Raw genomic sequence first — 23,565 nt, forward strand, 5'->3', positions numbered from 1 at the left:
CGGAGCTGACCGTGACGGGTGATCTGGGTCCGGTGGCCGAGGCGCTCGGCACCGCGATCGGTGTGCTGCGGCCGGCCGCCTCGGGGCTGGAACTCGACGCCGGCTTCTTCGCCGCTCCCGGCGACCGGATCGGCCGGATGCTGGCCGATCCCGAGCAGCGGGCCGCCACCGTACGCGCGTTGGCGTTGCTGGTGCCGCCGGAGGACATCGACGGCGTGGCCCATCATCGGCTCGTCGACAGCGGCGGGGTCACGGTCTCCATCACCACGGTGAACACGGGCGGGTCGGTGGTGGTGGGCTTGGCCCTCGTCCTGGGGGCCGAAAGCGGGACGCTCGAGCTGGCGGTCCCGCTGCTGTCCGGGTCCGGATCGCGGGTCACCGCCGTGGCCGGCACCGGCGAGCACCCCGTCACCGTGACGCTCAGCAGCCACGCCGCCGACGGGACCGGGCTGGCGGTCCGCGCCGGACTGGCCGGTCCGGACCTGGGGGCGGACAGCACCGTCACCGTGATCGTCAGCCCGGCCGGTGGCGATCCCGTGACGCTCGACCCGGCGGCCGGCACCGCGCCCGCCGAGGCCATCCGGGCGCTGATCGCGCCGCTGGCCGGTCCGCCGCTGGCCGGCGTGCTGGGTCTGACCGGCGGGGTGCCGCCGTTGCCGCTGGCGCCCTCGACCGATGCCTCCTCGGCCTGGCGAGGCTGGCTGTCGGACCTGCTCACCGGGCCCGAGCCGCCGGTGCTGCAGTGGTCGGCAGACCTGCTGGCGCTGCTCGGCGGACGACCCCTGCCGGCTGGTTCCAGCGCACCGGCTCCGGGTGAACCGCTCGACCTGACGGTGCGGCGGCCGGGCGGCGGCGCCCCCGGGTTGGGGCTGCGGATCGGGGTGGAGGACGGTCCGCGGGCCACCGCCGCGGTGCGTACCTGGTTCGACGGCCCGGCCGGCACGCTCACCGCCGAGGCGGCCCTGGCCGGCATTCCGCTGGCCGGGACGGCGCCGGCCACCGTCGGCGGTTCCTGCTCGGTCACGGTGACGACGCCGGGCCGGCTGTGGCCGCCGGCCGGCGGACACGACACGGAGCTGCGGGTGGGCACGCTGGTGGCCGGGCTGGCACACGGGCCGGGCGGTGTGGTCCCGGTGCTGGCCCTCGACGACGTGCACCTGGCGCTGCCCGGGTCCGGCGCCGTCGCCGTGGACCACCTCGATCTGACCAGCGCTAACCTGGTCGAGTCGGTGACCGGAGCCATCGCCGACGTGGTCGCGGGCGGGCTGGGCCGCTCGGTGCCGGCGACCGCTCTGCTCCGGCTGCTCGGGCTGGCGCCGCCGCCGGGGGTGCCGCCCGTCGACGCCGGTCTGCTGGCCACCCAGCCGGGGCAGGCGCTGACCGACTGGTACGCGGCGCTGCGGGAATCTGCGGCCGGCTGGGCGCCGGTCGCGGCGTGCGGCTGGGCGCTGCTCGGCGGCGCGCCGCCCGGCGACGACCTGGATGCGGTCGTGGTGAGCGGGGCAGGCACCCCGGCCGACCCGTGGCGGGTGCCGCTGGACCACCTTCCGGCCGGTTCCTTCGCCGAGCCGATGGCGTGGTGTGTGTGGGACGGCGGCGAGGCCGGAGGGCCGCCCCGGCTGTGCGCCGGTCTCCGGGTCGCCGCCAGCGTCACCGTGGCGCCCGGTGCGCCGGCGGTCGAAGCCGATCTGCTGGTCGAGCTGCTCGGTGTGGACGTCGCACCGGCCGGCGCCGCGGCGCCGCGGCTGCTGTCGTCGGTGCACGCCACCGTGCGCGCCGCGCCCGGGGCGCTTCCGCCGGTCGGTGACACCGTGCTGACGGTGGGGCCGATGGAGGTCGCCGTCGACTGGACGGCCGGGTCACCGCTGACCGTCCGGAGCACGGTGGGCGGCGTCACGGCCGGCGATGCCAGGCTCGACGCGATCGAGTTCCCCGGGCCCGTGCCGTCGCCCGGCGAGCCGGATCTGGGCCTGGCCGACGGGAACGCGGCAGCATTGTGGACGGTCGCCCGGACGTTGGTCGGGGCCGCCACCTCGGCGATCGGTGGTGCCGGCCGGCTGGCCACCGTGCTCGCCGGCGCACCGGACGGGCCGCTGCCGGTGGACCTGCCGGACCCGGACGACGTGCGGTCCGCCGTGGGCGATCCAGCCGGGCTCGTCGGCGGCTGGCTGGCCGGGATGGCCGTGGACGAGGACGGCGTGAGCGCGGCGGGTCGCCCCCACCTGCTCGGCCTGCTGGCATGGCTGCGGGCGTTGCTCACCCGGCGGCTGACCGGCGCGCCCGGCCGGGCGGTCGACCCGGCGGCGGACGACACCGGCGGCTCGGGGACGGCGGACACCCCGTGGTGCACCCCGCTGCACGAGGCGGACCAGCCGGCCGTCGAGCTGCTGACGTGGATCTCCGGTGACGGGCCGCCGACGACGTGGGGCCCGTCGGCGTCGGCCGTGCTGTTCCCGGTGCAGCCGACGACCTATGACGCGGCGGGCACGGTCGAGACCGGCGACGAGCCGGTCGAGCTTGAGGACCTGTGGGCGTACGGGCCGAGCGACCTGATTCCGGACGGCTCGGACATCGTCACGGCGGCGCGGGCCCTGTCTGCCGCCGGCGGCATCGATCCGCGCCGCCTGGCCGGGCTGAACGGCGGGTCGATCGACCGGCTCGCGAGCGTACTGTCCGACGCCGACGGCGTCCTGCACGCCGGTGCCGCCGCGCCGCCGCCGGGCTGGACCACCGCCACGCCCGTGCCGGCCTCGCACTGGGACCTGGTCGCGCACCCGGACGCCGTCTCCGTCGCTGCCGCGCACCTGCCGTCTGCGGTGGACGGCGTCGATCCCGCCGGCTGGACGCTGATCGCGGTCGACGCCGCACTGACCGACCCGGGCGACTGGAACCCGCTGGCGGAGGCGCTGGGGCTGGGCCCGCCGCTGCCGGTCACCCTGCGGGTGCCTGGCGTGGAGCCGACGCTGGTCGATCTCGGTGGGTTGACGCCGTCCCCGGCGTACGTGGTCGACCTCGGCGACGCGGCCACCGCCACCTCGTCCGAGCTGGCCGCCCGCCTGGCGCACGCGGTGGACGGCATCCGAGCCGCCCGCGGCGTCGACGACGTGATCCTCGCCGCGCACTCCTGGGCCGGCCTGGTGGCGTGCGACTGGGTGCGGACGGCGCCGGCCGGGGTGCTCGGCCTGGTCACCCTCGGCACCCCGTTCCGCGACCCCACCGTCGACGACGACACCGCAGGCGCCCCCGGGCCGGCCGGCGCGCTGGTCGACCCGGACCTGGCCGGCACCGTGCACGCCCTCCGGGCGCTGTTCGCCGGCCCGTCCGTCCTCGGCCCGCACGGGTACGTCCTGCGCCGGCTGGCCGGCACCGTCACCGGCTGGCGGACCGGCGCGCCGGGAGAGCCGCCGGTGCCCCGGGAACCGCTGACGCCGATGCTGGCCCGGGCGGGTGAGGACCGGGCCACGCCGCCCGAGGTGCCGGCGCTGGCCATCCGCGGCGCCCTCCCCGGTGACGTCCGCCGCGACCTGGGCCGCGCGCTGTGGCGGCTCGGGCCCGCCGGCCGCGCTCCAGGGCCGATCCGGCAAGGGGTACGGGTCGAGCTCGACCTCGGGCCGGCCGCCGCCGACGAGGCCTCCGTCGCGCTCACCGTGCGGCTGGACACCACCAGCGACGGCGCGGCCGTCGAGGTCCGGGCCGAGCTCGGTGATCCGGCGGGGTGGCTGGTCGGCGGGCCGCTCGGCGGGCCGGAGCGGGTCCGGTGGGCGGAGTTCGTGGCCCGGCGCGACGGCACCGGCACCCGCCTCGATCTGCTGATGTACGACACCGCCCAGGCGGGGGTGACCGCACCCGTCGTGGGCCTGGCCGACCCGACCGGTCCCGCGCTGGCCGCCGCCGTGCTGACCGAGCTGGGAGTGCAGGCCGAGCGGGGTGGGCGGGCCGGTGTGCTGGTCGAGCTGCTGACCGCGCTGGATCTGGTCGCCGGCGCGGGCGCGGAGCTGGCCCTGCTGCCCGACGGCATCGCGATGCTCCAGGACGACCGAGCCTTCGGTGGCGTGCTGGCGGCAGTGCTGGATCGTCCCGGCGGCGCGGCCGGGCTGCGGCGCGACACCAGCTCGCCGGACGGCCGCGGGCCATGGCGCTACCACCACCCGGCGCTGCCGGTCGAACTCGTGGTCACGCCGGCCGATGTCACCCTCACGACCACCGGACCCGGGCTGCCCGCCGGTCAGGACGGCCTGCTGACGGGCACCGCGCGAGTCACCCTCCCGGAGCCGACCGGCCGGATCGGCTGGGAGCTGACCGCCGGCGACACCGTACTGACCAAGGAGGCCGACGGCGGCGCCGTCCGGCTGCGCGGCCCCGGGCTGGAACCCGCCGCGACGCTGCTTCCGCCCGACCCGGATTTGCTCGACCGACTGGCCGGACCGGCTGCCGTCACCTTCGCCGCGGCGGCGCTCGGCGCCGGCCTCGGCTTGGTCCGCGGCGGTGGCCCCATGCCCTGGCTCGGCGGCTTCCTGCGCGATCCGGGCGCCGAACTGTCCCGGCGGCTCGGCGGCGACGGCGCCGGCCCGCCCGACGCCGGGATGGTGGGCGCGCTGCTGACCGAGCTGGGCGGGCTGGTCGGCGGCGGACCGTTGACGCTGCCCGGTGGGCTGGCCCTGTACGCCCGGCCCGGGCCAGGTGGAACGCTGCGGATCGGCCTGGCCGGCGACGGTCCGCTCGAGCTGGCCGGGCAGGGCGCCGCCGCCACGACGCTGGACGCCGATCTGTGGCTCGACGTCGATGCCACCCGGACCGCCACCCCGGGCGGCACCCTGCGGCTGCACCTGCCGTTGCCGGACGGTCCGTGGGGGGCCGTCGACGTGCTCCTCGGCACGGGGCCGGACGGGGCGACACTCGCGGTCACGCCGGACGCGCTCGGTGCCACCATCGGCCTGCTGCCCGCCGTGTCCGGGCTGGACGCCCTCCTCGGCGGCGGCGCCCGGCTGCTGCTCACCGCGGTGCTGGACGAATTGGCCGACCGGCTGCCGGACTCGCCGGCGAGGACGGCCGCGCTCGGCGTCGCCGCGGCGTTCGGGCTGTACGACCCGGTGACCGGCCGGTTCGACAGCGCCCGACTGGCCGGCCTCGGCGCCGACCTCACCGGCGCACCGCCCGACCTGCCCACCGCCCGTCGCCGGGCCGACGCGCTGGCCGCGGTGGCCCGGCTGCTGGCCCCGGCCGCCACGGCGAGCAGTGTGGACGGAGTCGCGCAGCTCACTGCCACCCTCGACGGCGGCGGCCGGTTGACGATCGGGACCGACCTGGCAACCGGGCCGGCGACGGTGCGGGCCGGGCTGGCCGGCGCGACCGCCGGTGCGGCGAGCCTGGATCTCGACGTGTCCGCCGCCGGTAGCAGCCTGAGCCTGGCCGGCGCTCTGGACCTCGGCCGGGGCCTGGTGCTCCGACCGCTGCTGACGGCCGAGTCGCTGCCCTCGCACCAGGCCGGCACGGTGACGCTGGATCTTCTCGGCGACGCCACGGTGGTGCTCCCGCTGGCCCCGCACCCGGTGCCGCCGACCGCCGCGCAGCAGCGCCGGCTGGCCACCCACCTGGCGGTCCCGCTGGCCGTCCGGGCCCTCTTCGACACGGCCCACCTGGAGGATCCGCTGTGGAGTGGCGGGCCGAACGCCGGTGACCTCCTGGTGGCCGCCGGTCTGGCCCGCCGGCGAGGCGGCATCCTCACCGTCGCCGCCACCCCCGACCTGGCAACCGTGCTCGGCGGGCCGCTGCGGCTGGTCGCCGGCGCTTCCGTGCCGATCGCCGAGGGACTGGAGCTGGCCCTGACCCGCGACGGCACCCGGTACGGCCCGTCGCTGCGCGGCACGCTGGCCCTGACCGCCGGCGGGCCGCCGGTGACGCTGCACCTGGGCATGCCGGCCGAGGTGCCGACCGCCTGGGACGGCGCCGACGCCGGCGTGGCCGTCCTGCTGGTCGACGTACCGACCGGCGGCACTCCCACGCTGGCGCCGCTGCTGCGGCTGGCCGGCGCCGGCTTCACGGTCACCGGCGAGCACGGCGCGCTGGTCGACACGCCGCTGGTGACGATCGGCACCGCGGGCCTGTTCGGGCTGGTCGACGTGGACCTCGACGGCCGGGTCCGGCCGGCCGGCCCGGTGCACGGGGCGCTGCAACTGCTCGCCCTCGGTCTCCCGCTGCTCCCGTCCGAGGGCGGCGACAACCCGGTCGCCGCGTCACTGCTCGCCGCCACCGGCGGCGACCCGACCCCGGCCAGCCCGCCGGTCGACCTCACCCTGGCCAGCGGCGACGACGGCTGGACCGTCCGGTTCGCCGGCGAGCCAGCCCTGCGCCTGCCGGTGCAGCAGGGATTCGGCCCGCTGTACCTGGACGAGGTCGCGCTGTCGTACGAGTCGGCGGCGCACCGGATCGGCGTCGGCGTGTCCGGCGACGTGTCCGTCGGCCCCCTGATCATCGGGCTGGACGACCTCACCGTACGGGTTCCGCTGGCCACCGCCGGCGACCCGGCGAGCTGGCTGGTCGACCTGGCCGGACTCGCCGTCGCGCTGGCCTCGGACGTGATCGGGGTCTCCGGCGGGCTGAAGAAGCTGCCGTTGCCCGGCGGCGACGTCGAGTACCTCGGGGCCCTGTCGGTGACGCTGGCCGGGCGCAACCTGACCGCGGTCGGCAGCTATTCCCAGCCGCACGACGAGTTGGGCGAGTACACGTCGCTGTTCGTGTTCCTCAGCGTGCCGATCCCGCTCGGCGGGCCGCCCTTCTTCTTCGTCCTCGGGCTGGCCGCCGGTGTCGGCTACAACCGGCGCCTGCTGGTCCCGGACGACCCCGCCGAGGTGCCGGCGTTCCCGCTGGTCGCCGCCGTCTCCGGGGACCTCGGCCTCGGCGACGACCCGGTGGCCGGGCTGCGGGCGATCGGCGCCGACCTGTCACCGGCCCGGGGCGCCTACTGGGGCGCGGCAGGGGTCCGGTTCACGACCTTCGGCCTCATCCAGGGCACGGCGCTGGCCTACGTCAGCCTGGACACGGGCGTCGAGATCGGGCTACTCGGCCTGCTCCAGCTCGCGCTGCCGTCCGTCGGGGCCGGCACCGTGCTGTCGGTCGAACTCGGCCTGGCCGCCAGCTACAGCACCATCGACCGGATCATCTCGGTGCGCGCCGCACTGACCGCCGGCTCCTGGGTGTTCGGCAAGGACTGCCGGCTGACCGGCGGCTTCGCCTTCATGGCCTGGCTGGCCACGCCGGAGGTGCTGCTGAGCATCGGCGGCTACCACCCGCGATTCGCCGTCCCCGACCGCTACCCGCAGGTGGACCCGGTCGGCTTCGAGTGGACTCCCGGATCCGGCGTCAGCGTCAAGGGAGAGGCCTATTTCGCCCTGACCCACAGCGCCACGATGCTCGGCGGCAGCCTGGAGGCGTCCTACGACCGCGGCACGGTCCGGGCCTGGTTCGAGACCTCCGTCGACGTCATGGCCACCTGGGATCCGTTCACCTACCGGGCCGACCTGCACATCGGCGTCGGCGCCTCGCTGACCGTCCAGGCCTGCGTCCTGGTCTGCGTGCGGGTACGGATGAGCGTCGACGTCGGCGCCGACCTGCACATCGCCGGGCCGCCGCTGCGGGCGGTGGCCGGCGTCGACCTCGGCGTCACCTCGATCACCGTCGCGTTCGGCGACGAGGTGCCGCAGCCGTGGCTGAGCTGGGCGGAGGTCAGCCGCACCTATCTCGGCGGTGGCCGCGATGATCAACCCGCCACGGTCACCAGCGTCACCGCCGGCCGGCTGGAGAGTACGGCGGCGACCGCGCCGGACGGGTCGGAAGCCGAGCCCTGGCTGGTCGGTACGACCTTCACCCTGGTCGTGGACAGCGCCATGCCGTGCACCGGGCTGAAGATCGAAGACTCCGCTGTCGGCGAGCACCGCCCAGCCGGTGTGGTGACGCCAGCCGATGTGGACGTCGTACCGGCCGGACCCTACCTGGACACGGTCACGGCGGTGCTGTCCGTCGCGATCTCCAAACGCACGGTCGGCGACTGGGAGCCGGCCACCACCGACGTGGTCGACAGCCTCGAGGTCACCGGGAGGCAAGGTCACTTCCCGGCGGCGTTGTGGGAGCAGGGTCGAGCCGACGAGCCGGCCGCGGCGATGCTGGCGGCGCTCGGCGGGGCCCAGCTCGTCGCCGGGTTGACCGTCACCGAGCACACCGGGGCCTTCGGCGACCACGCGACGGTTCCCCTGTCGACGCTGGTCGAGGAGCAGCCGACGTTACCGCTGCCGCTCGGGCCGGCCCGCGGGCCGACCTGGCCGGGCCGGATCGAGCCGCCCGTGCCGAAGCCGGTCCCGGGGCGGCGCCGGACGACCCAGCCGCGGCTGCTCGGGGTGGGACGACGACGCGCGGCGGGGACGCCGTGGTCCGGTCGTGGTGACCCCCGCGACGACCCACGGCGTGACGGGGACACCACGGCGGTGCGGCTCGATCCCGGCACGGCCGCCGTCTGGGACGTCCGTGACCTCCGGTTCGCCGACCTCGCCCTGGATCGCGAGGGTGGCGGGCTGCGCCTGATCGCGCTGACCGCCGGTGGCCGTCCACTCGACGACCGCGCCGTGCCCGCCGACGCCGACCTGGCCGCGCTGCTGCCGCCCCGCACCGCCCGGGTCGCCCTGTTGCCGGCCGGCGAGGCCGATCCGGAGCAGGACCGGGCGGCCGGCTGGCGGTTGCGCGACGAGTTGATCCGGGTCGGGCCGGGCACCTTCCTGGCCGGTGACGCCGTGGTGCTCACCGCGACCCCGGTGCCGCCCGCCGGCCGTTACCCCGGTGCGGTCGCCACGGTGCCGGCCGTCTCGGTGCTGGCCGGTCAGCCGGCCACCACCACGGTCGTCCACGGCCCCGGCGACGTGCTGGTCGTCAAGTGTTCCGTCGGCACCGACCCGGTGGTCGACGTCCGCGGTGGCGAGGCCGGCCGGCTCCGGCGTGTCCCGGCCGCCGACGGCGCCCTGCTGGTGGTCCCGGTCCGCCGTGCCGCCGGGCCGCTGCGCGTTCGGGTGTCCGGCGCGGGGACGGCCGCCGTGCTGGTTGTCGACGGTGGAGCGCCGGCCTGGGTCGACCGGTTGACCGACCGGCCCGGGCTGCCCCGTCCGGGTGGTACCGACGGCAGTGCCGTCCGCGTCAAGCTGCGTTCCCGCATCCCGCAAGGGAGACCGACATGACCGAGACCCTCCCGATCGGGAGCATCCGCCTGTACGACAGCGTGGTGCCCGACATCACGGCCGGTGTCTACCGGGTGCGCTCGTCGCTGGCCGTCGCATCAGCCGATGACGCGCTGGCTGCCCCGCCGGTGCACGACGCCTTCATGGAGGTGGCCGGCCCGCGGTTCGCCCTGTCACCGTCCGATGTGGCGGCCGTCCACCCGGCGCCCGGCTCGATCGGCGCATACGGCCAGCGGCTGCCGCACATCGCGCTGACCCGCCGCACACTGCCATGGGAACGCCGGTTCACCGACGGCACACCGTGGCTGGTCCTGCTCGTGGTCCGCCCCGACGAGGCCACCGTGCTGGCCCCGCGCCCCCTGCGCGAGGCCGTCGGGGAGCAGCACTTCGCCACCCTCGCGGCGGCTGGCGACATCGACGGCGACGGGCCGGACGTCGCCGTCCTGCTCGCCACCGATCCGATCACCCAGGCCGGGCTCCTGCCGGTGAAGGCCGATGTCGGCCTGCTCAGCCACGTCCGGCAGGTGAACGTGGCCGACACCGAGCTGGCGATGGGCGACGACGACGGCTGGTTCGCGGTCGTCGTGGCGAACCGGCTGCCGACCGAGCCCGGTCCGTACACCGCCTGCCTGATCTCGCTGGAGGGCCGGGAGGAACTGCTGTCGGCCTCGGCCGCCACGCCGACCCCGTTCGTCGTGCTGCACTCGTGGGAGTTCGAGGTGGGCGCCGGGGGGCTGTTCGAGGTGATCGCGCGCGGGCTCGACGTCGACGCGCTGGCACTGCCCGGCGGCGCCGACCCACCCGTACCGATCCGGCGGGTGGACCACGACGGGCACCCGCACACCGCCACCTACCGCGGTCCGTTGCGCGCCGGGCCGGTCGACCCGGCGCGGCCACCCCGCACCGACGACGTGGGACGGGCCGCGGCCGCCGAGCTGGGCCGGTTGCTCGGCGGGGCGGACGGCCGGTTCCTGCAGGAGGTGGTCGGCTGGCACCGCGACATCGACCGAGCCGAGATCGCGGCGGTCAACCGGGCCGGCGTGGACGCTCAGCCACCGACCGGCCCGGCCCGGGTGCACGAGCTCCTGCGCCCGCGCCGCGCCGATCCGGCCCGGATCCCCGACGGCGTCCGGGAACCGCGATGAAGGCGCTGGTCACCGGCGGGCAGCTGCTCGACACGCTGGCCACCGCGCACCAGACCGGATTGGTGCCGACGACCGTGGTGGGCGCACCGACGGATTATGTGTCGTCCCGCGTCGCGGCCTGGCGGCTGCTGCACGACATCCCGTACGCGTATCTGGTCCCGGACGACACGATGCTGCCGGCCGAGTCGATCCGTTTCTTCCACGTCGACCCGGCCTGGCTCGACGCGCTCACCGAGGCCGCGCTGGGGCTGGGCGCCGATCCGCCGACCTGGCAGACGCGGGCACCGCGGGTCCTGCCGGCCACCCGCCGGTCCGTGCTCGGGTCGATGCGCCTGGTGCGGGACGTGCGCCGTGGACGGATCGTGGTCGGCGACGGCCCGAGCGACCTGCCGTGGCCACCGCCGGCCGGGCCACGGGACGAACCCGTCGAGGACCCGCCGGTCACCGGGTTCCTGCTGCGGTCGGCCCTGGTTTCGCGGTGGCCTGGGCTGCAGGTCCGGGCCTGGACCACGGCCGCGGTGCCGTCCGGCGCCGACCCGGCCGAGCACGCGGCCGAGCACCCCGAGAGGGTGGTGCCGATCCTGCGCCTGGAGCGGCTGTCGCCCGGTGTGCTGATCGCGCTGTTCGGCGGCGTACCCCGGCTGGTCTGGCTGGAGGAACCCCATCACGGCGTCCAGCTCGGCGTCGACGTGGCCGCCGCGGTTCCGCACCTCCCGGCCGGGTCGCGGACCGGGGCCGGCCGGGAGATCCAGCGACCGCACAGCGTCGCGGTGCGCGACGAGCAGGGCCGGCCGACCGGCCAGGTGGTGTCGGTGCCGATGCGGGCCGGCGCGCGGCCCGGTGTGGTGGATGTCCAGAAGCTGGCTGCGGCGCTCGACGCCGCCCGACCGCTCCCGGCGCCCCGCGGGGGCGCCGGGATGAGCCTGGCGCTGCTGCAGCCACCCGCCCGGCAGCGCTTCGCCGGGGGTGCCAGATGAGCCGCCTGCTGGTCCCCGTGCAGCTCGACGTGCTGGTGGTCCGCGACGAGCGCGAACGCTGGGCGGCCACGGCGATGACGCAGCCGGTCGCCGGCGCCGGAGGACCGCGCCGGCAACGGCTCGCCCCGGAGCCGTTCACCGAGCTCGCCGACGGCCGGCCGCCCGGCGCCCACCTGCACTGGGCCGTGCCCGACGCGCTGACCCGGGCCGGCCGGGACGCCGTCGAACCGGTGTTCCCGGTATTGCCGGACCGGTGGCTGGTGGTCCGGCTCAGCGGCCCCGCCACCGCGCCGACCCGTACGGTGCGAACCTGGCTGCTACCGCCGGGGAGCGGACCCGGCCTGCCCGGGCCGGGACTGCCCGACATCGAGCTGCCGGACCTGACGCCGCCGCTGACCGCACTCGGTCCGGGCGACCCGGCCTGGACGGCCGCGTACGACAACGTGCTCGGGCGGTTCGCGCTCTACGACGACCTGCTCGACGTCGGCCGCGCCGCGCAGTCGATCGCCTACCTGGTCTGCGGCTGGTACGGCCGGGCCGGCGCCGACCCGTTGACCGGGGTGGACGAGGCCCGCTTCTGGACGTTGCTGGAGGAGTTCGGGTGGAGCCTCGATCGGCGGTCCTCCGGTGCCGATCCGGTGCCGACATCCTGTCTGTTCCACGGTTCGGCGGTCGCCATCGGCTGGCCGCTGCCGCGCTGGCCGGGCGGCGGTGACCTCGGGGCCGAGGCCGAAGCCCGGCCGGCGCCGGCGGAGGTCGTGGTCGCGGTGGGCGACACGACGGCCGCGGCGGTGGCGACGCTGGCGCTGACCGCCGAGGACGGTACGGCGGGCGGGCGCCGTGACCGGGACGAGGCGTCCGGCGTTGCGGGCGGCCCGCTGGTACACCGGCTGACCGAGAGTGCCCTGCTCGGCACCCCCGACCGCCTCGATCTCCCGGACTGGCCGGCCCGACTGGACGCGGCGCTGCACCGGGCCCGGTTCGGTCACCGCCCGGGGCGCCCGGTGACGGAGGTGGTGTGGCAGCCGTCGCCGCCCTCCGCCCCCGTGGTCGGCGGCCCTGGTCCGGACGGCCCCGGCTTTCCCGGGCCGGTGCCGATCCCGGCGCCGCACGGACGGCTGGTCGAGGTCCGCCGGCCCGGACCGCGTACCTGGCACGCCAAGGATCCCGTGGTCGTGCTGCAGGGGGCGGGCCGGGGATTCCGGCACGGTGGCGACGGCCGATTCACCCCGACCGGGCACCTGGTCTGCCGGACCACCGTCACGGTGCTCGGCGTCGGCATCCCGCCGAAGCTTGGCCTCGGCGCCGAGGCGCTCCCGGACGACCCGCTGGCCGGCCTGCCGGTGCCGGCGCCGGACTGCGCCAACCTGCTCGTCGAGCTGGCGGCGACCGACCCTGGCTCGGCCCCGGACCTCGCGTCGGCGCCACCGGGCCGACCGAGCCCGCTGGCCGCGGCCAGGGCCCGGCTGTGGCTGCTCCGCGACCCCGACGCGCTGCCGAGCGGCGGCCTGACCGGTGTGACGGTGGTGGGCGCGCTGCCGTCGCCCCTGGCGCTGACCCCGCCCGGCCGCCCGTGGGCGCCGTTCCGGCTCGACTGGTCGCTCGGGTACCTCCCCTCACCGGCCGGAGTGCACGACTGGAGGCTCGATGACCTCGACTTCGTGCCGGCCGGTGCGGCGCCAGCCGCCAAGCCGACCCATCTGCTCACCGGGTCGACGGTCCTGACCGCGCACGCCGCCACGATGGCCGAGCAGGACACGCCGCTGGATCTGCTGTCCGGTTCCCTGGCGGACCTGGCCGCCCGCCTGCGCGGCGACCCGCTGGATCCGGTCGTCCGCGAGCGGGGAAGCCCGGTGGCCGACCCGCCGGCGCCGGCCGCCCCGGAGGACTTCGTCGCGGTGCGGGCCGGCGCCCTGCGGCTGCTGCGGCTGCGGGTGGTGGACGGCTGGGGGCGTTTCGTCGACCTGGTCCCCGGCCCGGCCCCGGTCGTGCCCAGCCCCGGTGTCCAGTCTCCCGGCCCGCCCGACCTGCTGGCGTTTCCGCCCCGGTTCACCGCGCCGGCCCGGGTATCGATGCGGTTCACCGACGGTGCCGGTGGGACGGCCGAGGCGGTCGACGGCACGACTCCGATCGCGGGTTACCTGCTGGCCAGTCCGCTGGACGGCAGCGTCGAGCTGTTCGACGCGGACGGCGGTGGCCTCGGCAGGCTGCGGCCCGACCCGGTCGCCGGGACGGTCTGGGAGGCGGAGCCGGGCACCGCGGCCCAGGTGGGTGGTGGGCCGGACCGTGACGTGCCGAACACGGTGCTGGCCGCCGTGGCCGATCGGGTGCTGGCCGCCGACCGGGGGCTGCGTGCGTTGCCGGCCCACCTGCGTACGCTCCCCGCTCTGGAAGCGCTGCGACGCGTTCTCGACGTCACTCGGATGACCGTGGACGAGGTGGGCGCGGCCGGCACCGAACACCTCGGGCTGCTCCTCGGGCATCCGGTCGCGGTGGTCCGGGCCCGGCTCGCCGTGGAGGTGGAGGATCCGCGCCGGCCTCCCGCACTGGCCGTCACGGCGCTTCCCGTCCGGCTCGGCGTCCTCGGTCACCTGCAGGACGGCCTGCTCGGTGCCTTCGTCGCCGACGAGCACGGACGCCTGCTGGTGGTCGACCCGGCGGTGGCCGACCTGGCCGGGGACGGCGCCACGCTACCCGCCTACGTGAACCCCTCCGCCACGTTCACGGTGCAGCCGGGATCGCCGGTGATGCTGACCCTGCTGATGGTGCCCGGCTCGCGGGTGCACGTGACGACCGGACTGCTGCCCCGCAAGGCGGTCGCGCTGGAACGGTCCTGGACCGCCCCCGCCCTGGCCCGGATCTCACCGACCGTCCGGCGTGGCCCCGTCCTCCGCGATCCGGCCGTGACGCGGCTGCCGGTTCCCGGCCGGGTCCGCGGGTCGTGGTCCTGGCACCGGCGAGCCGATCCGTGGACGTGGATCAGCGACGAGGTGGTGCCGGCGACCGCCGAGGCGTTGCCGCCGACCGGGCCGCTGGAAGCCAGCGACGGCTGGTTGCGGCTGAACCGCGGACCGGATCCCGACTACCCGGCACTCCCGCTGGACGTCACGTGTGTCCGGACCACTCTGATTGACGGCGTCCGGACGGTGGTCGCCGTCGGCGTGAACAATGCGGACGGCAGCCACGTACGGGTGCCGGTCGCCCAGGCGGCCGGACTGTTGGAGGTTCGCCGGCTCGGGCTCCGGGCCCGGCGTCCGTCCGGGCCGCCGGTGCCGGTGCGGGTGATCCGGCGGGCCGACGGCTCCCGATCGCTGCGGGCGGTGCAGGACGGCGTGGACGCCCTGCTCGCCCTGCCGGAGTGCCGGGACGGCTAGGGCGCGTCCTGCCGTTGGGAGTTCGTGTCGGAGGCCCCGACGGCGGCCTGACAACCATGATTGTCATTGACGGTGAGCTGCAACTGGGCGGGTCGCACGGGCAGGCCCCTTGGCGCCCGGCAGACATAGACTCCCCGCCATGTCGACCTTCATGGGGCTGGCCTGGATCGACCTGGTACCGGGCGCGGACCCCGAAGCGGCGCTGGCCGCCTTCCGCGCAGGGATACCGTTGCTTCCGCAGCGGCCGAAGGGGCTCGCGCTCCAGGCGGGCGCGGTGACTGTCGAGCTTTCGGACGGCCGATGCCGGATCGAGTCGTGGTCGGCCGGCGACTATGGTCGACTCGCCGACCTCGTGGTGCAGTACGCCGAGGGTACCGGTCTGGTCTCGCATGCCTTCGTCGCGCTCGACCACGACGAGTACGGCGCGGAGCACATCGTCATCGACGGGTACGACGGCACCGTGCGGCGGGCCTACCACTACGTCGCCTATCCGCGGGACGAGGACACCGGCGCGTACTACACGGAGGGCGGGCCGGGCTCGGTGAGCCGGGTGCCGGGTATCGAGGAGCCGGTGGCAGGCGGCGATCCTGGTGTAAAGGTCGACGGATCCCTCGCGCGGGCCACCGTCGCCGCGCGGTACGGCGTGCCGGTGGCGGCGGTCGATCGGGCCGCGATGGCAGACGCGTTCGCCCACAGGGAGATCGGTGTTGTCGGTGGTCCGTGCGCCCAATGGCGCGACGCGCTGGGTCTGGTTTGGCCGAGCGAGAGCCAGTGAGCCCATCAATGTGGACGGATGATGGCTTTCTGTGGCCGGTCATGTGGTGTGGCCGTGTTCGTGGTGGAGCAGAACGAGGGCGGCGGCAACGAGGGCTCCGCTGCGCCAGGGGCAGAGGCTGACCCGCCGCAGAGCTTTGGACGGGGTCTTGAGCCATGAGTTGGCCCGTTCGGCCTGGGATCGCAGGTGCGGGTGGAGGCGGTTGGTGGCCTTCTGGTCGTCGGTGAGCCCACCGGCGGTGGCCTTCTTGATCGGGATTCACGTTCTGTCGCCCTGTCACGAAGAGGCCAGACCTGCCTGCCAGCGTGTCTCTACGTCGCATCGACTTTGACGATCCGCCGCCACAACGGAACGGTCGATGACGTTCTCGGCAACGTTCCTACAGCCAGAGACAGGGCTCGACCTACGGGTGGTATGACCGGCGCATTGCGAGGCCAGGCTGCCCACCCGGCCTACCTGGGCAAGTAATGGTTGAGCTGCGGATCCACCTTCTGACATCGCTCGCTGGCGATGGTGGCGGTTCGATGCGTCGGTACCGTGATCCTTCACGAGGACGACGCAACGCAGTGCGCCAGCGCCGGTTGCCCCGGCATCGAGTGGGGGCATGGTGACATCGATGCGTGCAGGGCAGGTCGGTACGCTCGACGACCGCAGCGCACGGTTTAGGAAGTGTGGTCACGGGCGGAAGTCGCTCGGCAGCGCGAGTGAGGTTCTGTCGCCCGCTCGCGGAGAACGACTCAGTGGATCTCGTTGTCTGGGTGCTCGGCGTCCCAGCGCCGGCGGGACTCGGCCACCGCTTTTCGGTGTGTCTCGGCCCAGTCTGCCAAGCCGCGGACCTGGGCGTGAAGGCTGTAGCCCGTCTCGGTCAACTCGTACTCCACCTTCGGCGGCACGGTTGGGAAGACCGTTCGGGTCAGAAGGCCGTCACGCTCGAGTCGGCGGACGGTCAAGGTCAGCATCCGCTGGGAGATCCCGGGCACCGCGCGCTGCAGCTGTCGGAACCGGCGCGTCCCCGCGGCCAACTCCACCACGACCAGCACCGACCACTTGTCCCCGATGCGGTCAAGCACCTCCCGTACACCGCACTGCGGCTCGTCTTCGTGTCGGCAGGAGTCATCGCGAGTGGTTATGCCGGTGTGCGTCGCTGACATTGAAGTGCCTCCTTCCTCGCCTGCGAGTGGTTACCGACGATGGGCAGGTTACGGGAGATAACCAGCCGGTGCCTTACCGGCTGCTTGAGGAAGGAACCTGACGTCCAATGATTGTGGTGACTGGTGCTGCGGGCGGCTTGGGTCGCCTTGTCCTCAACCGACTGGTCTTGGACTACCAGATGCCTGTGGTGGCGGGAACCCGCAATCCTGACAAGCTCAAGCCCGGCCTGCCTGCCAGCGTATCTGTGCGTCGCATCGACTTTGACGATCCGCCGAGCCTGGCCGAAGGCTTCACCGGGGCCGATGTCGTGTTGCTTGTCTCTGCCGGTCAAGCCGAGCACGACGTCGTGATCGACCGGCATGGTGCTGCTGTTGAGGCTGCGGAGAAAGCTGGGGTGCGCCACCTTGTCTACACCAGCCTCACCGGTGCCGGCGACCAATTGGCCATGGCCTTACCGCATCGCTGGACCGAGCGCCGTCTCGCACACGGCACGACGACGTGGACTGTGCTGCGCAACGGCCTGTACGCCGAACTGCTCGTCGCCGACACCGCCCACGCGGTCGCAGGGGGTGTGCTGACCGCTCCACTCGGGGCTGGCCGGGTCGCCGCCGTCGCTCGGGAGGATCTGGCCGATGCGGCGGCCCGGGTGCTAGCCGAGGCCGCGACCGACCTACGTGCCACACAACCCGGACGGCATGCCAACAAGACCTACGAGCTCGTAGGCGACACCGCAATCGGCAGCGCGGATCTGACCACCATCGCCTCCGACATCGCCGGCAACCCGATCGCCTATCGGCCCGGCACCCTTGCCAACCGCCGCGCCGCGCTCACCAGCGCCGGCATGCCGCACTGGCGGATCGACCACGTCATCTCCATCTACGCGGCAATCGCTGCCGGCTTCCTGTCCAGCACCGACAGCGTCCTGACGGACCTCCTCGGCACCGCGTCACGCCCCGCGCTTCCACTCATCGCGGCAGCGCTCCAAGGCGAAGCGCGGCCCGCACCGCAACCGATCGACAGCACGGGCCGAACCGGCAGGCAGGGGCAGCCCCGATAACGCAGATCACGCCAGCACCCACCCCGATCAGCGGCTACGCGGAACTTCTCACCTGAAGCGGATCTCTCGTCGGGCAGTCGTCAGACCGTCCAGCCTCCCCGCCCGGGACAAGGTGGCGCGTCTCACCAGCCGAGTCTCAATGGCAGTCGTCAAGGGCCGGCGCGGCGACCGACGAGTTATGAGATCAAGATGGGCGACCCAGCGAGCTGCCTGGATGGGCTCTTAGCAGCGGAAGCGCCTCTCGGCATTTCTCGCCACTTTCCTGCCATCCGTGATCTCTTGCGGACCAGACGCGGACCGCTCGCCTCCGGCTGGTCCGAGCGGTGCCTGAGCTGGCACACGGATAGGAATTGTCGATCGGCGGCCGGCGGCGGTCCGCCTACCTGCTCGCCTTTCAGGTCACGCCCTGGTCGCCATCGTCATCGTTGACCGTGGTTGCCCGCCGCTAGCCGCCGTATCGGGCACGCAAGGGCACGCCGCAGGGCTACCTCTACGGTGATGAGCCGTGGTGGATGAGGTGAGGCCCTGCGTTCGTTGCGGCCGTCCGGTCGTGGTCGAGACCGCGCGCTACGAGGTCTTCGAGCGGATGCACTACGTCTGCTTCCACTACGAGTTCGAACACGACCCGGTTGATCCTGACGAAGAGTGCGAGGCTGGGGGCTGTCCGCCCGGCGCGATTCAACCGCATCCGGAGCGACGGCCCGAGAACCGCCTCTGACCGCACCGTCAGTTTGGAAGAGCGTGCTCAAGCGGATGCGATGCCCGGTGGGCCTGTTCGGGGATGACCGCCCGGTGGTGGCCGCTCGTGCCCGCTGACGCCCGCAGGGGGCAACCGGTTACTGGCTCAAGGATGGCCCGGCTGAGGTCGGCTTGTCTCAGCGATAACGGTTCTCCAGAAGCACGTAGATCGTATGACTATGGCCGGTGCAGGCGGCCGTAGCGGCTTTACGCTGTCTCTGGCACAGTACGCGGTTGTGATCCACTGGCTGAGGATTCGTGCTGCCCTGTGCTGGACACTTTCGGGATACGCGGTAGCGGGTCTGGCCACCGCGCCCTTGGCGGCGGCGCCGATGCCCTCATACCCGGTGTCCTGCGAGAAGATCACCGAAGATCCGGCCTGGTTGGTATGGGTTTTCCGTGATGCTGTATGGCTCTCCCTCGCCTTCTCGCTGCCCGTGGCCACTCTGATTGCGGCCGCGCTCGTTTGGCGACCAGCGATGTCCGCCAAAGGCGCGGCAGGTGTTGGCCTCGTCGTCGGCCTCATTCTGGCCGCAGTCAGCGTTGGCTATTCCATAGCGGCCGCTACATGCGGGTACGACATGCAACAGATCGACCCGTAACAACCACACAGAGCTGACTCTGACCCACCTGCACTGCGCCGAGGCGGATCTCCTCGTCGGGCAGTCGCCAGACCGTCCAGCCTCCCCGGACGGGGACAAGGTGGAGCGCCCTACCGGACGAGTCTCAACGGCGGTTGTCAAGCGGACTGTGCGCTGGGTAGGCCTTGAGGGCGCGGGCGGTGGGGAACTGGTGGCGGTCGTCGCCGCTGTCGCCGCGGATGCGGGCGCCTTGCAGCGGGCCGAGGCCGGGGAAGCTGGTGATCACAGGCGCGTCGGGATGCTGGGCGAAGGCCTCGATGGTGGCTGTGGCCATGTCCTCGGCGTTGCTGATGGCGCTGTTCAGCTGGCGTAGCAAGCCGAGGGCCTGCCGGCCGAAGGCGGATTCGATCACTGGCGGCTGGCGGAGGTGGCTGCCCTGGAAGATGGCGTGCAGCCGGGTCGTGGCCGCGGTGATGTAACGACGGCGGCCGGCTTGGAGGAGCAGGTCGCGGAGTTGCTCGACCGCCAGGCCGGCGGCGGTGGTGGGATCGGGAGCAGCGCGCGGACTGTCGGCGAGGCGAGTCCGTCCTCGAAGCCGGCGGCCGCGGCCAACATCGCCGGGTAGTACTCGCGTAGCGGGCTACGCAGCCGCAGCAGCAGGGGGGTGCGGTCCCAGACGAAGTCCTGCTGGGCGCGGGCCAGCACCGGGGGGCCTGGACCTGCTCGGCGTCGGTGCGCGCCCGCAACACGGTCGTCGGTCGTTCCCGGTCGATGTTTGCCGCCCGGCATGCACTGCAATTCAGGAATGGACGATTCGGCCAACGGTTCGACGAAATGACACATTGTCCACCACCGCGACAAAGTCGGCGGATGATAAAGCCACCGGGGATGACCCGCACGGCACGACCATGTCGACTAGGTGTCACAGGACTTGTGCGCGCGGGCCGCCGAGTTATCTCCTGTGTACGGGGCGGCGGTCATGCTGCGTCCGGGCCGGGAGACGCACAGTGATGAATGAATTCGAGGGGACATCGGTGCGTGTCCTCGTGGTTGACGACATACGGCTCTTCCGCGATCACGTGCTCGATGTCCTCGGCGCACAACCGTTCGTGGAACGGGCGGCCGGGGCGGCCGACGCCGACGAGGCCCTGCGCGCGGTCGCCGATTACGGCTTCGCGGTGGTGCTGGTGAGCCTGGCGACGCGGGACAGCCTCGCCATCTGCCGGCAGCTGGTCGCCGCCGCGGCCGACACCCGGGTAATCGCGCTGGGCGTCTCCGGCAGCGACGACGAGGTGGTGGCCTGCGCCGAGGCAGGGGTGAGCGGCTACCTGCTGCGCGACGAGACGAGCGACGGGCTGCTGCGGGTCGTCGCCGCCGCCGGACGGGGCGAGGTGACCTGCCCACCGCCGGTGGCGGCGGCGCTGATGCGCCGGATGGGGCAGCGCGGGCGGGGCCCGGGCGGTCCCGCCGGGGAGAGCCGGCTGACCACCCGGGAGCGCGAGGTCCTGGGCCTCATCGACGAGGGCCTGTCCAACAAGGAGATCGCCCGCAAGCTCAACATCGAGATCCGGACCGTCAAGAACCACGTACACAATCTGCTGGAGAAGCTCGAGGTGAGCCGTCGCGGCGAGGCGGCGGCCCTGGTGCGCGGCGCCCGCGGGCCCGCCCGGGCGCCCGGCTGGTGACGTCGATCGGGTGATCGCCGCCCCCGGGAAAGAGGCCGGCGACGCCGGGCGGACCACGTTCAGGTCCGGCCCGGAAACCGATCGTCCGCCCGTTTCGGCCGAACGGCCTACCTCATTCTGCTGATCGATCGAATTGGTGTCGCACAGCGGACAGGAAATGCATACCGACGGCCGGGCAGATCAATGGGGTACCACCGGTCCTGGTACCAAAGGACCAGTCCGCACCCTGGTCCCTAATTGGGCACAAGGCTCCATTCTCGACCGCCGCCCCCATTCGTACCGTGATAGGTGCCGCACGGAGGAGGCCGATGGTGCCAGCAATTCGCATACTTCTCGGCGGCGTGGCGACGACGGTGCGGGACGCGGTTCTGCGGGCCGTCAAGGAACAGGTGGACCTGGAGGTGGTCGGGGTCGCCGCCGACCCCTGGGAGCTGTTGCAGGCCGCCGGCGCGCTGGCGGCGGACGTGGTCGTGGTGCCGGCTCCGGCCGGCGGGCTGCCCGGGGTCGCCACGCACCTGCTGGACCAGTACCCGGGCATCCGGGTCCTGGCGGTCACCGGAGCGGGGACGGCGGTGAGCTACCGGTTGCGCCCGCAGCTCGTCGAGGTCGCCTGGGCGACCCCGGCCGAGCTGGCCGCGGCCATCCGGGCGGACGACGAGGCGGACCGGTGAGCAGGACCGGACGAGGGTGAGGGGGGAACGACATGGCCAGCGAACTGGTGCACGGCTTCGAGCAGCCCTGGACCTCGGCGAACCCCGCCCTGCTCGACAGCGCCGTCACCGCGTTCCGGGTGCAGGGCACCGGCGCGCTGCGGCTCACCGCGCACGCCGGCGCTACCGGCGTCACCGCGCAGCTCACCCCACCGGCCCCGCTGGACCTGAGCGGCTACGACGAGCTGCGACTCTGGACGTACGCCTCGCGCGCCGGCGACGGCACCGCGGCCGCGCCCTTCCTGCTGGAGCTCTCCTACTCGGACGCGGCCGACGCACCCGGCGAGGAGCACCGCTGGCTGATCCCGGTCAACCGGCGGCGCACCTGGGAGCAGCACCGGTTCGGCATCGTCGGCGACCGGCGCGGCCAGGTCACCGGCTTCACCCTCCGGGTGCTGACCGGCGTGCCCTTCGAGATCCACCTCGACGAGCTGCTGGCGGTACGCGACGAGGCGCTGCTCGACGTGGAGACGGCGCTGGTGGACCTGCTCACCGGGCTGTCGCTGCCCGGCGTGACCGCACTGCCGGTGCAGCCCGCCGCGGCCGGCGCGACCACCCTCGTCGTCGGCCTCAACCGGGCGCTGCACCCGGGCAACCGGATCACCCTGGACGGCACGGCGGGGCGGTACGCGGTGACCGCGGCGGCGCACGACGAGGTGGCCGGCACCACGACGCTGACCGTCACCCCCGCCCTGGCCTCCGCCACCGGCCCCGGGGCGGGCCTGAGCGTCACCGCCCCGGTGGTCGTCGAGGAGCCCCCGTTCACCGACGTGACCGCCGTCGACGGGCTGCCCGACCCGGTGGTGCTGGTCACCCTGACCGACCAGCGCGAGGAGCCCGAGCGGGGCTGGAACATCCCGCAGCGCGACTCGTTCCGGGTCCGGGGCGGGCTGACCGTGTGCAGCCTGCGCCCGCCCCCGCGACCCGTCCTCGCCGAGTACCAGCTGCTGCCCGCCGCCCGGCACCGGTCGCACTCGCTGGCGCTGCGCACCGAGATCCTGCGGCGGGTCGGCGTCGACACCGGGCTGCGCGTCAACGGCACCGTGCTGCCGGTGCAGACGCTGCTGCCCCCACCGCTGGACATCCGCGCCCGCGCGGTGCCGGCCCCCGTCTACCTGCACGTCGGCACCCGCGTCGAGCAGGGGGCGCGGACCGAGGCGCCGTGGGTGCGCCAGGCGCAGCTGCGCTCCGGCCCGCTGGACACCCCCTGGGACCCGAGCGGGTCCGCGCCGCCGCCGACGCCCGGGCCCGAGGACCAGGAAGGAATCGTGCTCCGGATATGACCAGCTACCGGCTCCGCGAGGGAGCCACCCTCGTGCTGCGGGTCGACGACGGACCGTGGCAGACCCTGACCTTCGACCAGGACACCGTGCCGGACGCCACCGCCGAGGACGGCGAGCTGCACGCGACGGGCGAGCAGCTCGCCGCGGCGGTTGACGGCGTCGACGGGGTCACCGCCGACGTGGACCCCGACGGCGCGCTGGTGCTCGCCACCGAGGGCACCGGCGAGAGCACCGTGCTGGAGGTGGACCCCACCGCCTCCACCGCGGCCGCCGCCCTCGGGCTGGGCGCGGGCGGCCCGGTCACGGTGTCCGGCCACGGACCCGGCTCGGCCGTGCTCACCGGCGCCGCCGCCGGGCCGTACGCGCTGCCGCCGGGAGCCGCGATGAGCGTGCAGGTGGACGACCGGTCGCGGCGCAAGGTCACCTTCGACGACCAGGACGGCCAGTGGAGCGCCGAGGACGTCGCGGCGCGGATCAACCGGCAGCTGCGCCGCGCGGTGGCCCGGCCCACCGGCGACGCGCACGTCCGCCTCACCTCCCCCACCCAGGGCGTCGGGTCCCGGCTCGCGGTGACCCCACCGGCGGCGGACGCGCCGGACGCCGCCGCCGTCCTCGGCTTCACCGGCGACACCGCGCTCAGCGACCCGTACCCCACCGCTCCGGCGCGGCTGGTCTGCCGGCCGGCCGCCGGCACCACGGTCCTGGAGAACCTCACCTCGGCCCCCGTCGAACTACAGCTGCCCACCGGCCGGCAGGTGCTGCCGGCCCGCGGACGTCTCGTCGTCGCCTCCGGCACCGCCGCCGACGGCCTGCTCCGCCGCCTCGTCGCGCAAGGGACGGTCCGGATGTCGCCAGAAAGGAACTCGTAGC

Annotated in this window: 15 protein-coding genes and 1 pseudogene; 12 read left to right on the forward strand and 4 right to left on the reverse strand. The window is 74.4% G+C overall.

The annotated features are described in order from the left end of the window. Positions 1 to 11 precede the first annotated feature (11 nt). From LQ51_RS16145 to LQ51_RS16170, 5 genes are all read left to right on the forward strand, one after another. Complete coding sequence (locus LQ51_RS16145) at positions 12 to 9,218, forward strand: DUF6603 domain-containing protein (RefSeq protein ID WP_156313103.1); 9,207 nt, start codon at positions 12 to 14, stop codon at positions 9,216 to 9,218. Continuing rightward, a complete protein-coding gene (locus tag LQ51_RS31295) occupies positions 9,215 to 10,363 on the forward strand; it encodes a hypothetical protein (protein ID WP_052744902.1) in 1,149 nt (382 codons plus the stop codon). The genes LQ51_RS16145 and LQ51_RS31295 overlap by 4 nt, the downstream gene beginning before the upstream one ends. Further along, on the forward strand, positions 10,360 to 11,340 hold the full coding sequence (locus LQ51_RS16160; RefSeq protein WP_046566613.1) for a hypothetical protein: 981 nt from the start codon (positions 10,360 to 10,362) through the stop codon (positions 11,338 to 11,340). The genes LQ51_RS31295 and LQ51_RS16160 overlap by 4 nt, the downstream gene beginning before the upstream one ends. Continuing rightward, entirely contained in the window at positions 11,337 to 14,714 is a 3,378-nt protein-coding gene (locus LQ51_RS16165; protein ID WP_046566614.1) for a hypothetical protein, read from the forward strand. The genes LQ51_RS16160 and LQ51_RS16165 overlap by 4 nt, the downstream gene beginning before the upstream one ends. Before the next feature lie 139 nt (positions 14,715 to 14,853). Beyond that, positions 14,854 to 15,489 (forward strand): hypothetical protein, encoded by a 636-nt coding sequence (locus LQ51_RS16170; protein ID WP_046566616.1) that lies wholly within the window; start codon positions 14,854 to 14,856, stop codon positions 15,487 to 15,489. Positions 15,490 to 15,528: 39 nt separating this feature from the next. Here LQ51_RS16170 and LQ51_RS32780 read toward each other — a convergent pair. Continuing rightward, a pseudogene (locus LQ51_RS32780) lies at positions 15,529 to 15,744 on the reverse strand (IS5/IS1182 family transposase); the annotation flags it as partial. A gap of 482 nt (positions 15,745 to 16,226) precedes the next feature. Beyond that, on the reverse strand, positions 16,227 to 16,640 hold the full coding sequence (locus LQ51_RS16175; RefSeq protein ID WP_046566617.1) for a winged helix-turn-helix transcriptional regulator: 414 nt from the start codon (positions 16,638 to 16,640) through the stop codon (positions 16,227 to 16,229). A 107-nt stretch (positions 16,641 to 16,747) separates the two neighbouring features. Between LQ51_RS16175 and LQ51_RS16180 the strand changes: the two genes are divergently transcribed. The 3 genes from LQ51_RS16180 to LQ51_RS16185 all read left to right on the forward strand — a co-directional run bounded on the left by LQ51_RS16180 (position 16,748) and on the right by LQ51_RS16185 (position 19,038). After that, complete coding sequence (locus LQ51_RS16180) at positions 16,748 to 17,698, forward strand: NAD(P)H-binding protein (RefSeq protein ID WP_082159459.1); 951 nt, start codon at positions 16,748 to 16,750, stop codon at positions 17,696 to 17,698. A gap of 505 nt (positions 17,699 to 18,203) precedes the next feature. After that, entirely contained in the window at positions 18,204 to 18,416 is a 213-nt protein-coding gene (locus LQ51_RS32785; protein ID WP_156313104.1) for a hypothetical protein, read from the forward strand. Between the two features lie 256 nt (positions 18,417 to 18,672). Continuing rightward, on the forward strand, positions 18,673 to 19,038 hold the full coding sequence (locus tag LQ51_RS16185; RefSeq protein WP_156313105.1) for a hypothetical protein: 366 nt from the start codon (positions 18,673 to 18,675) through the stop codon (positions 19,036 to 19,038). Between the two features lie 124 nt (positions 19,039 to 19,162). Here LQ51_RS16185 and LQ51_RS31300 read toward each other — a convergent pair whose 3' ends face one another. Further along, the gene (locus tag LQ51_RS31300; RefSeq protein WP_052744903.1) at positions 19,163 to 19,429 is read right to left on the reverse strand and encodes a hypothetical protein; all 267 of its coding nucleotides are present in this window, start codon (positions 19,427 to 19,429) and stop codon (positions 19,163 to 19,165) included. Beyond that, positions 19,426 to 19,722, reverse strand: a complete 297-nt coding sequence (locus tag LQ51_RS32790; RefSeq protein ID WP_156313106.1) for a hypothetical protein — start codon at positions 19,720 to 19,722, stop codon at positions 19,426 to 19,428. The genes LQ51_RS31300 and LQ51_RS32790 overlap by 4 nt, the downstream gene beginning before the upstream one ends. A 341-nt stretch (positions 19,723 to 20,063) precedes the next feature. Between LQ51_RS32790 and LQ51_RS16195 the strand changes: the two genes are divergently transcribed. From LQ51_RS16195 to LQ51_RS16210, 4 genes are all read left to right on the forward strand, one after another. Further along, a complete protein-coding gene (locus LQ51_RS16195; protein WP_197087775.1) occupies positions 20,064 to 20,702 on the forward strand; it encodes a LuxR C-terminal-related transcriptional regulator in 639 nt (212 codons plus the stop codon). Between the two features lie 311 nt (positions 20,703 to 21,013). Continuing rightward, complete coding sequence (locus LQ51_RS16200) at positions 21,014 to 21,373, forward strand: hypothetical protein (RefSeq protein ID WP_156313108.1); 360 nt, start codon at positions 21,014 to 21,016, stop codon at positions 21,371 to 21,373. Between the two features lie 32 nt (positions 21,374 to 21,405). Beyond that, positions 21,406 to 22,695 carry a hypothetical protein gene (locus LQ51_RS16205; RefSeq protein WP_046566625.1) on the forward strand — a complete coding sequence of 430 codons (1,290 nt, stop codon included), beginning with the start codon at positions 21,406 to 21,408 and terminating at the stop codon, positions 22,693 to 22,695. Beyond that, complete coding sequence (locus LQ51_RS16210; protein WP_046566627.1) at positions 22,692 to 23,564, forward strand: hypothetical protein; 873 nt, start codon at positions 22,692 to 22,694, stop codon at positions 23,562 to 23,564. Before LQ51_RS16205 ends, LQ51_RS16210 begins: the two co-directional genes overlap by 4 nt. Position 23,565: the final 1 nt, after the last annotated feature.

The sequence above is a fragment of the Micromonospora sp. HK10 genome, from assembly GCF_000982955.1.
Lineage (GTDB): Bacteria > Actinomycetota > Actinomycetes > Mycobacteriales > Micromonosporaceae > Micromonospora.